The organism is Micromonospora sp. NPDC047074 (genome assembly GCF_040643815.1).
Taxonomy (GTDB): Bacteria; Actinomycetota; Actinomycetes; order Mycobacteriales; family Micromonosporaceae; genus Micromonospora.
In genome coordinates, this window is record NZ_JBEYVB010000073.1 from 1 (window position 1) to 9,513 (window position 9,513).

General features: G+C 73.8%; 8 protein-coding genes and 1 pseudogene. 7 read left to right on the forward strand and 2 right to left on the reverse strand.

Annotated features, from left to right (window positions below; all coding sequences use genetic code 11):
- The first annotated feature begins 1,017 nt into the window (after positions 1-1,017).
- A complete protein-coding gene (locus ABZ809_RS34200; protein ID WP_357566797.1) occupies positions 1,018-2,589 on the forward strand; it encodes an MFS transporter in 1,572 nt (523 codons plus the stop codon).
- 11 nt (positions 2,590-2,600) lie between these two features.
- Positions 2,601-3,209, forward strand: coding sequence for a TetR/AcrR family transcriptional regulator (locus ABZ809_RS34205; RefSeq protein WP_357566798.1), 609 nt, complete (start codon positions 2,601-2,603; stop codon positions 3,207-3,209).
- 99 nt (positions 3,210-3,308) lie between these two features.
- Here the strand turns inward: ABZ809_RS34205 and ABZ809_RS34210 are convergent, their stop codons facing one another.
- On the reverse strand, positions 3,309-5,228 hold the full coding sequence (locus ABZ809_RS34210) for a helix-turn-helix domain-containing protein (RefSeq protein WP_357566804.1): 1,920 nt from the start codon (positions 5,226-5,228) through the stop codon (positions 3,309-3,311).
- 14 nt (positions 5,229-5,242) lie between these two features.
- Entirely contained in the window at positions 5,243-6,025 is a 783-nt protein-coding gene (locus ABZ809_RS34215; protein ID WP_357566799.1) for a 3-hydroxybutyrate dehydrogenase, read from the reverse strand.
- Between the two features lie 193 nt (positions 6,026-6,218).
- Between ABZ809_RS34215 and ruvC the strand changes: the two genes are divergently transcribed.
- The 5 genes and pseudogenes from ruvC to ABZ809_RS34240 all read left to right on the forward strand — a co-directional run.
- Complete coding sequence (ruvC, locus tag ABZ809_RS34220) at positions 6,219-6,746, forward strand: crossover junction endodeoxyribonuclease RuvC (protein WP_357566800.1); 528 nt, start codon at positions 6,219-6,221, stop codon at positions 6,744-6,746.
- The gene (gene ruvA, locus ABZ809_RS34225) at positions 6,743-7,345 is read left to right on the forward strand and encodes a Holliday junction branch migration protein RuvA (protein WP_357566801.1); all 603 of its coding nucleotides are present in this window, start codon (positions 6,743-6,745) and stop codon (positions 7,343-7,345) included. Before ruvC ends, ruvA begins: the two co-directional genes overlap by 4 nt.
- Positions 7,342-8,412, forward strand: a complete 1,071-nt coding sequence (gene ruvB, locus ABZ809_RS34230; protein WP_357566802.1) for a Holliday junction branch migration DNA helicase RuvB — start codon at positions 7,342-7,344, stop codon at positions 8,410-8,412. Before ruvA ends, ruvB begins: the two co-directional genes overlap by 4 nt.
- Before the next feature lie 139 nt (positions 8,413-8,551).
- Positions 8,552-8,896: a preprotein translocase subunit YajC gene (gene yajC, locus ABZ809_RS34235; protein WP_357566803.1), complete on the forward strand. Its 345-nt coding sequence runs from the start codon at positions 8,552-8,554 to the stop codon at positions 8,894-8,896.
- A gap of 250 nt (positions 8,897-9,146) precedes the next feature.
- Positions 9,147-9,513, forward strand: a pseudogene (locus tag ABZ809_RS34240) (protein translocase subunit SecD); the annotation flags it as partial.

The window sequence follows — 9,513 nt, forward strand, 5'->3', positions numbered from 1 at the left end:
GCGAAGGGGGGTGCCCTGCACGTCGGCCGGGACCATGTGTAACGACCGGCGACCCGCCATCATTCCGGGGCCCGGGCCAGCCACCCGAAGGGGCGTGCCCGTGCTCGGTCGTACGCATGGTGTAACGACCCCGGCCCGGCCACGATTCCGCCCCCACGATGCCCCCGGTCACACCCCGGAACCGGACATTCACCTCGTTGGCGACCCGATCCGCCTAGGTGTGGCGTGAACTCGGCTGGCATTCTCGGTCGACGTCGGAGAGGGCGGTGGCGGTGTCCGGCCCCGCGCGGGTCACCGACCTTGAGGTACGCCCGCGCGGCGCCCACCAGGTACGCGACCGGGCGGGTCCGGGTCACCCTGGTCGTGCCCGCCATTCGGCAGGCAGCCGCCACCACGCCTCTCTCCCGTACCGCCTGCGGGCCCGTGCGGTCCACGCCGACATCGCTACCGAGGGTGGCTTGTGCCGATGACTCACGTGGGCCAGGTCGTGATCAGGACGTCATGGACCTCAAAGCGGCCGGATGACGTCCATGGGGTCCTGATCACGATGCGTCCGGCCCCGCGGCGGGGCGCAGGGGGTGGCGCAGCCGCGTAGTGGAGGGTGAACCGGACATCGGTGCCGGGTGGCGTCCTGGCGGCCCCGACATGGTCGAACCGTCTCGCCGAGCTTGCCGGTCTTCGAGTCGGTTGCAGGGATCTTGGCAACGAACGGCCCCGCGAGGGGCCCTCTTGCTCCAAGATCTGCGCCGCGTGCCGCCTAACCGCGTGCCGCGTGCCGCGTGCCGCCTATCGCCTGCGGCTGCCGCCTGCCGCGTAGCGCGTGCCGGGGGTGGGTGGAGTGGGGCGTGGGTGGGCTGAGGGTGGTCGCAGGGCTTCACCATCGCAATGGCGAAGTGGCGGGAGTGGTCGGCGTCACATAAGATACGAGCCGGTTCCGTATCGATAATCCGGGGCCTACGCTGACCGTAATTACGGGTCCTGCCCGTATCGAAACGGGGACCGGGGGAGCGCCGCGAGATGGCAGAGACGCACGAGAACACGGGCCACCCGAGGAGGTGGGCGATCCTCGGGGTGCTGGTGATCAGCCTGCTCGTGGTCGTCCTGGACAACACGATCCTCAACGTCGCGCTGCGGACGCTCGCCGACCCGGTGCACGGCCTCGGCGCGAGCCAGGGCGAGCTGGAGTGGTCGATCAACTCCTACACGCTGGTCTTCGCCGGCCTGCTGTTCACCTTCGGCGTGCTCGGTGACCGGGTCGGCCGCCGGCGCTTCCTGCTGATCGGCCTGGTGCTCTTCGGGCTGGCGTCGCTGCTGTCGGCGTACGCGCAGAGCCCGGCGCAACTCATCGCGGCCCGCGCGCTGATGGGCGCGGGCGGCGCGGCCATCATGCCGGTCACGCTCTCGATCATCGCCAACGTCTTCGGCCCCCGGGAGCGGGGCCGGGCGATCGGCGTCTGGGCCAGTGCGGTCGGCCTGGCGGTGGCGATCGGCCCGATCCTCGGCGGCGCGCTGCTGGAGCACTACTGGTGGGGCTCGGTCTTCCTGATCAACGTGCCGGTGGTGGCGCTCGGTGTGCTGCTGGTGGCGCTGCTCGTGCCCGAGTCGCGGGACCCGAACCCGGGGCGCGTCGACGTCGGCGGCGTGCTGCTGTCGGTGATCGGGCTGGTCGCGCTGACGTACGGCATCATCGACGGCGGCGAGCACGGCTTCAGCCGCCCGGTGGTGTGGGTCGCGATCCTCGGCGGCCTGGCGGTGCTGGCCTGGTTCGTCGCGTACGAGCGGCGCAGCGACCACCCGGCGTTGGACGTGCGGCTGTTCCGGGTGCCCCGCTTCGCCGCGCCGGTGGCCATCGTCGGGCTGATCTTCTTCGCCGCGACCGGCGTGATGTTCTTCACCTCGTTCTACCTGCAACTGGTGCGCGGTTACAGTCCGCTGGAGGCCGGCCTGTTCTTCCTGCCGTTCGCGGTGGCCCAACTCGTCTTCGCCCCGGGTAGCGCGACGATGGTCCGCCGGTACGGCGGCAAGGCGGTCGCGACGGTCGGGTTGGCGCTGACGGCGGTCGGGCTCGGCTCGTTCGCCTTCGTCGACGCCGGCACCCCGCTCTGGGTGCTGCTGATCTTCCCGCTCCTGCAGGGTGCCGGGATGGCGCACATCATGCCCCCGGCCACGGAGTCCATCATGTCCGCGCTGCCCCGGGAGAAGGCCGGGGTCGGTTCGGCGGTCAGCAACACGGTCCGGCAGACGGCCGGCGCGCTCGGCGTGGCGGTGCTCGGATCGGTGCTCTCCGCGGTCTATCGCGCCGACGTGGCGCCCGCCCTGCGGGACCTGCCCGCCGGGGCGCGCGACGCGGCCGGCGAGTCGATCTCCGGGGCGTACGCGACGGCGGGTCAGCTCGGGCCGGCGGCGCCGCGGCTGATCGCGGCGGCCGACGACGCCTTCCTGACCGCGATGCACTGGGCGGCGGGCCTCGCCACCGTCATCGCCGCGCTCGGCATCCTCGTGGTGCTGCGCTGGCTGCCCGGTCGCCCCGCCGCCCGGACGGCGGAACCGGCGTCGATGGGAGCACCCGAGTTGGCCGGGACCGCATAGCTTCGGGGACAATGTCCGACATGACTTCCACCGCCGACGCTCCGCGACCGCCCGGTCGACCGCGCAGCGCCCGCGCGGACGAGGCGATCGTCGAGGCTGCCCTCGACCTGCTCGCCGAGGGCAGCACGATCGAGGCGATCTCGATCGAGGCGATCGCCGCCCGCGCCGGGGTCGGCAAGGCGACGATCTACCGCCGCTGGCCGGGCAAGGACGCGCTGCTGCGCGACGCCCTGCGTACGCTCAAGGGCAGCCCGCCGGAGCCCGTCGGCCGGTCCGTCCGCGACGACCTGATCCTGCTGGTCGGCGCGATCGGCCAGCACATCGACCCGCGCGCGGAGCGGATCATGCCCTGCCTGGTGCCGGAGGTCAACCGCAGCCCCGAGCAGTACCAGCTCTACCAGAACATCATCGAGCCCCGCCGCGCGGTGATGCGCGAGGTGCTGCGGCGCGGCGTGCGCACCGGCGAGCTGCGCCCGGATCTCGACATCGAGGTGGCCATGGCGATGCTGTCGGGGCCGATGCTGGTGCAGCGGGTGATGCGCTGGCACCCCGACCTCGACGAGGCGACCCTGCCGGAGCGGATCGTCGACGGCGTCCTGGCCGGCATCCGCGCCCGCTGACCGCCCGCCCGGAGGCGCCCCTGGTCCGCCCGCTGGCGGGCCGTCGCCGCGCCGGGCAGCCGGCCGGCCCGACGGTGCCGCCGGCCGCGTGCCGGGCGGTCAGCCGGCCGGCGTACGCAGGCGGTGCAGGCGCAGCGCGAGCTGCACCTCCAGCGCCCGCTCCGGGCGCTGCCAGTCCGCGCCGAGCAGCTGTCCGACCCGCTCCAGCCGCTGGGTGACCGTGTTGACGTGCACGTGCAGCAGTTCGGCGGCCCGGGCCAGGCTGCCGCCCACACCGAAGTACGCCTCCAGGGTCTTCACCAGAGCGGTGCCCCGCCGGGCGTCGTAGTCGACCACCGGCCCGACGGTGGCGGTGAGGAACGCGTTCACGTCCTTGTCGCCGCCGTCGCCGACCGCGCCCAGCAGCAGCCCGACGAAGCCCAGCTCGGCCGTGCTCGCCCCCTGCCCCGAGCGGCCCAGCGCGCCCAGCGCGGTCAGGCAGCGCTCCGCCTCGGCGAAGCTCGTGGACAGCGACGCCGGCCCCGCCGACGGGCCGCTCGCCCCGGCGGTCACCGGCCGGCCGGTGACCCGGGACAGGTCCCTGGCCACCGCGCGGGCGCTGCCGCCCGCGTCCCGGCCCGGCAGCATCAGCACCACCCGCCCGTCGCGGGCCGCCGCGAGCCCGCCCCGGGTCGAGGCGTACGTGGTCGCCCAGGAGAGCACCCGCTGCCGGGCCGAGCCGGTGGCGGCGATCGCGTCGTCGCCGATCGCCACCAGCACGTGCGGGGCGTCCAGGTCCACCCCGAGCCTGCGGGCCCGGCTGCGCAGCGCGTCGGTGTCCCGCAGCGGCCGGGCGATCAGGTCGTCGAGCAGCTCGCCCCGGACCCGCCCCTCCGCCTCGGCGACGGTCCGCCGGAACAGCAGCAGCAGCGCCGTCACCAGTGCCGCCCGCTCCAGGATCCGCTGGTCGGCGTCGACCAGCTCGTCGTCGGGGCGCAGCACCAGCGCACCCATGTTCTCCGCGCCGGCCACCACTGCGGCGTACCAGAGGCGGCCCCGGCGCACGCTGCGTCCCTCCGTACGCGACGCGGCCACCGCCTCCACCATGTCCGCCCGGTCCGGCTCGTCGATCTCGCCGACCCGGGCCAGCAGCCGGCCCTCCGCGTCGAGTGCCAGCAGCGCCCCGCCGAGCACGTCGGTGACCGCCGAGGCGACGTCCTCCACGCCGCCGCCGCGCAGCACCAGGGCGGTCATCCGGTCGTGTGCCGCCGCGGCCCGCTCCACCGAGCTGCTGTGCCTCCGGATGGTGGTGTTCGCCGTCGACAGCTCCTCCAGCGCCGCCCGGGTCTCCGCGAGCAGTCGCGCGGTGTCGATCGCCACCGCCGCGTGCGCGGCGAGGGACACCAGCAGCGCCACCTCCTCCCGGACGAACGGCCGGGCCGAGCGGTTGGCCGCGTAGAGCACCCCGATCGAGGTCGAACCGAGCCGCAGCGGCACCCCCAGGATGGCCACCAGGCCCTCCTCGCCCACCCCGGCGTCGATCTCGCCGGTGTGGTGGAAGCGCTCGTCCTCCGGGTAGTTCGCGGTGACGTACGGGGCGCCGGACTGGGCCACCAGGCCGCCGAGGCCGGCGCCCATCGGCAGCCGCAGCCGCTGGAAGCGGGCGGAGACCGAGCCGTCCGTGACCCGCATGTAGGTGTCGCCGCGCTCGTCGTCGTCGAGAGTCATGTAGGCGACGTCCGCGCCGAGCAGGTTGCGTGCCCGGTGCACGATCGCGCGGAGCACGTCGTCCAGGTCGCGTAGCCCGGCCAGGTCGCTGACCGTGTCGTACAGCCCGGAGAGTTCGACCTCCCGGCGGCGGCGGCGTTCCAGCAGCGCGCGGACCCGCAGCGCCACCGTCCTGGCCTGTTCCAGCTCGGCGAGCCGTTCGGGGGGCACCCCGGCGGCGCGCGCGGCGACGAGCGGCCCTTCGAACTCCACCGCGGCGGCCTCGCGGGCGAGCAGTTCCAGGAACTCCACCGGTGACGACATGACCGACATTGTGCGGCTTGCCACTAGTTCGCCGTCCAGCCCCCGTCGAGCGCGATGGACGCGCCCGTGATGAACGCCGCCGGCGGGGAGCAGAGGTACGCCACCAGCTCCGCCACCTCCTCCGGTTCGATCAGCCGCTTGATCGCCGCCCGGGCCAGCATGATCTTCTCGACCACCTCGGACTCCGGGATGCCGTGGCTGGCCGCCTGGTCGGCGATCTGGCTCTCCACCAGCGCGGTGCGCACGTACGCCGGGTTGATGCAGTTGGCGGTCACGCCGTGCGGGGCGCCCTCCAGCGCCACCACCTTCGACAGCCCTTCCAGGGCGTGCTTCGCCGAGACGTACGCCGACTTGTACGGCGAGGCCCGCAGGCCGTGTACGGAGGAGATGTTGACGATCCGCCCCCAGCCCCTGGCGTACATGTGCGGCAGCGCCCGGCGGATGATCAGGAACGGCGCCTCCACCATCACCCGGTGCAGATAGGCGAAGCGCTCGGGGGAGAACTCGTGTACGGGCGCCACGTGTTGCAGGCCCGCGTTGTTCACCACGATGTCCACGTCGGCGTCGAGGCGGTCGACCGCGTCGGCGTCGGTGAGGTCCACACCCTCGGCCCGGCCGCCGGCCTCCGCCGCCACCGCCGTGGCCGCCTCGACGTTGCGGTCCACCACCAGGACCTTGGCGCCGGCGGCGGCCAGCCGCAGGGCACAGGCCCGGCCGATGCCGCTGCCGCCCCCGGTGACCAGGGCGGTACGACCGGCGAGGTCGACGTGTACGACGTGGGGGACCGCCACGGGTTCTGCCGTCATGGCGCAAGAAGTTACGAGCTGTGTGTCCGGGGGCACATGGGGCGGCGACACATACTCGCCACCCGGAGTGTGTGGCCGGCGCGCGCCTCGGCCGGCGTGTCCTCGGGCTCGGCGTGTCCCCGGCGGCGGGGCGTCACCCGGCTCGGTAGGGTGTCGAACACACGTACTGCTGGCGGCTGGGGGAGGAGGCGGCGTGCGCGTGCTCGGCGTCGACCCGGGCTTGACCCGGTGCGGGGTCGGCGTGGTCGAGGGCGTGCCGGGGCGGCCCTGCACGCTGGTCGCCTACTACGTCGTCTACACCGACCCGGGCGACGACCTGCCGCTGCGCCTGCTGCACCTGGACCGGTCGCTGACCGACCTGGTCGCCGAGCACCGGCCGGACAGCGTCGCCGTCGAGCGGGTGTTCAGCCAGCACAACGTCCGCACCGTGATGGGCACGGCCCAGGCCAGCGGGATCGCCGTGCTCGCCGGTGCCCGTGCCGGGCTGCCCGTGCAGACCTACACGCCCAGCGAGGTGAAGGCGGCCGTGACCGGTTCCGGTCAGGCCGACAAGGCGCAGATGACCGCCATGGTCACCCGGCTGCTGCGGCTGGCCGAGCCGCCGAAGCCGGCCGACGCCGCCGACGCCCTCGCCCTGGCCATCTGTCACGTGTGGCGCGGCGGGACGCGCTCCAAGCTGGCCGCCGCGGCCGACCGGGTACGACGAGGAGGAGCCAGATGATCGCCAGCGTGCGCGGGGTGGTGACCGCGACCGGTCCGGATCACGCCGTGGTGGAGGTCGGCGGGGTGGGCCTCGCGGTGCAGTGCGCCCCGGGCACCCTCGCCGACCTGCGCATCGGCCAGCCCGCCCGGCTGGCCACCAGCCTCGTCGTCCGGGAGGATTCGCTCACCCTCTACGGCTTCGCCGACGACGATGCCAAGCAGCTCTTCGAGCTGCTCCAGACCGCCAGCGGCGTCGGCCCCCGGCTGGCCCAGGCGGTGCTCGCCGTGCACACCCCCGACGCGGTGCGCAAGGCGATCGCCAACGCCGACACCGCCGCGCTGACCCGGGTGCCCGGCATCGGCAAGAAGGGCGCGGAGCGCCTGGTCCTGGAGTTGCGCGACCGCGTCGGCCCGGTGCCGGTCGGCGCTGACGGCGCGGCCGGGGTGACCGGCGGGGCCTGGCCCGAGCAGGTCCGCCAGGCGCTGGTCGGGCTCGGCTGGACGGCCGGGCAGGCCGACCAGGCGGTGGCCGCCGTGGCGGAGACCGTCGAGGGTGACACTCCGCCGGTGCCGGTCCTGCTCAAGCAGGCCATCCGGCTGCTGGGCCGCACCCGGTGACCGGTCCCGACGGCGGGCTGGTCTCCGCCTACGTGCACGACGCCGACCTGGACGCGGAGGCCACCGTCCGGCCGAAGCGGCTGGAGGAGTTCATCGCCCAGCACCGGGTCCGTGACCAGCTCGACCTGTTGCTCCAGGGCGCGATGCGGCGCGGCGCACCGCCCGACCACATCCTGCTGTCGGGGCCGCCCGGCCTCGGCAAGACGACCCTGGCCAACATCGTCGCCGCCGAGCTGGGCTCCGGCATCCGGGTGACCAGCGGGCCGGCGATCGAGCGCTCCGGCGATCTGGCGGCGATCCTGACCAGCCTCGCCGAGGGCGACGTGCTCTTCATCGACGAGATCCACCGGATCGCCAAGCCGGCGGAGGAGCTGCTCTACAGCGCGATGGAGGACTTCCGGGTCGACGTCATCGTCGGCAAGGGTCCGGGCGCGACCGCGATCCCGCTGGACGTCGAGCCGTTCACCCTGGTCGGCGCGACCACCCGCTCGGGCCTGCTCACCGGCCCGATGCGCGACCGGTTCGGCTTCGTCGCGCATCTCGACTTCTACTCGCCGGCCGACCTGGAGGTGCTGCTGCGCCGTTCCGCCCGGATCCTCGGCGTGCCGATCACCGACGAGGGCGCCGCCGAGGTCGCCGGCCGCTCCCGGGGCACGCCCCGGATCGCCAACCGCCTGCTGCGCCGGGTCCGTGACTTCGCCGAGGTCCGGGCCGACGGTGTGGTCACCCTGGAGACCGCCCGGGCCGCCCTGACGGTGTACGACGTCGACGCGCTGGGGCTGGACCGGCTGGACCGGGCGGTGCTGACCGCGCTCGTCGACTCCTTCCGGGGTGGCCCGGTCGGCCTGTCCACGCTGGCCGTGGCGGTGGGGGAGCAGCCGGACACGGTCGAGGAGGTCTGCGAGCCGTTCCTGGTCCGCGCCGGCCTGCTGGCCCGGACGCCCCGTGGTCGGGTCGCCACCGAGGCCGCCTGGCGGCACCTGGGGCGTACGCCCCCAAATGGTACATTTGGCACGGACGCCCCTCCCGGGCCCGATCTGTTCTCGGCGGATACCGGTCAGCCGTGATCTGAACGTGATCTGTGCCGCATTCGGCGTTCCCAGGTGCAGGGATTAGACTCGCGCCGGTCTGTACAGGACGTGAGAATCCGCCTCCGCTCCGGCGCGCACCGTGCCGGGACGGCGGCCAATGGGAAGGTATTACACCGTGCTTTACGCAGCAGAGGGCGGCGGGGGTGCCGGCGGCCTGACGCCGATCCTGATGATCGCTCTGCTCTTCGGCGTCATGTACTTCATGATGATCCGCCCCCAGCAGAAGCGCCGCCGCGAGGCGGAGGCCATGCAGTCCGCCCTCGCCCCCGGCGACGAGGTGGTCACGATCGGTGGGCTCTACGGCACGGTCACCGGCGTGGACGACGACACGGTCCTGCTCGAGGTGGCACCCGGCGTGCAGACCCGGTACGCGCGTCCGGCGATCGCCCGGGTGACCACCCGGGCCGAGCGTCCGGCCGACGAGCCGGCCGCCGAGGACGCGGACGTCGTCAAGGAGTGACTGTCGCTCCCGCCCCGCGGGCGTCATCGCCGGAACCGGCGACAATTTCGCCCGACGGGGCAGCGGACGCGACGTGAAAACTGGATAGTTGGGCCCGACGCCGGAAGCCGGCCCGTCCCGTTCCTCTCGGCGCCCCCGCGCCGAGCCGCGGAGCCGGGTTCCTGCCTCCGACGCCGGCCCGTCAGGACCGCCGGCCGCCGGCCGGCGCCGCCGCGCGAGCGGCGCGACCGTACAGGGAGACAGGACAGCCGTGGCACCACCTCAGGGACAGATGCGGCCCGGACGGCAACTGGCCGTGCTCGGGCTCATCTTCGTCGTCCTCTATCTTTTGGTGTTCTTCGCGGGCGGCGCCAGCGGCGGCTTGAAGGAACGGCTCGAGCCCAAGCTCGGTCTGGACCTCGTCGGCGGCACCCGGCTGACGCTGGAGGCGACCAACAGCGTCGACGGTCAGCCCCCGACGGCGGAGAACCTCGAAGAGGCCCGCCAGATCATCGAGAGCCGGGTCAACGCCTTCGGCGTCGCCGAGGCGGAGGTGGTCACCGAGGGCAACCGCAACATCGTGATCTCCCTGCCCGGTGAGAACCGCGACCTGACCGAGGTGGGTAGCGCCGCCGAGC

Excerpts from the sequence above, each read along its gene's own strand:
- ABZ809_RS34210 (WP_357566804.1), bottom strand. The coding sequence starts at position 5,228 with ATGTCGGTCATGTCGTCACCGGTGGAGTTCCTGGAACTGCTCGCCCGC.
- ruvA (WP_357566801.1), top strand. The coding sequence starts at position 6,743 with ATGATCGCCAGCGTGCGCGGGGTGGTGACCGCGACCGGTCCGGATCAC.
- ABZ809_RS34200 (WP_357566797.1), top strand. The coding sequence starts at position 1,018 with ATGGCAGAGACGCACGAGAACACGGGCCACCCGAGGAGGTGGGCGATC.
- ABZ809_RS34205 (WP_357566798.1), top strand. The coding sequence starts at position 2,601 with ATGTCCGACATGACTTCCACCGCCGACGCTCCGCGACCGCCCGGTCGA.
- ABZ809_RS34215 (WP_357566799.1), bottom strand. The coding sequence starts at position 6,025 with ATGACGGCAGAACCCGTGGCGGTCCCCCACGTCGTACACGTCGACCTC.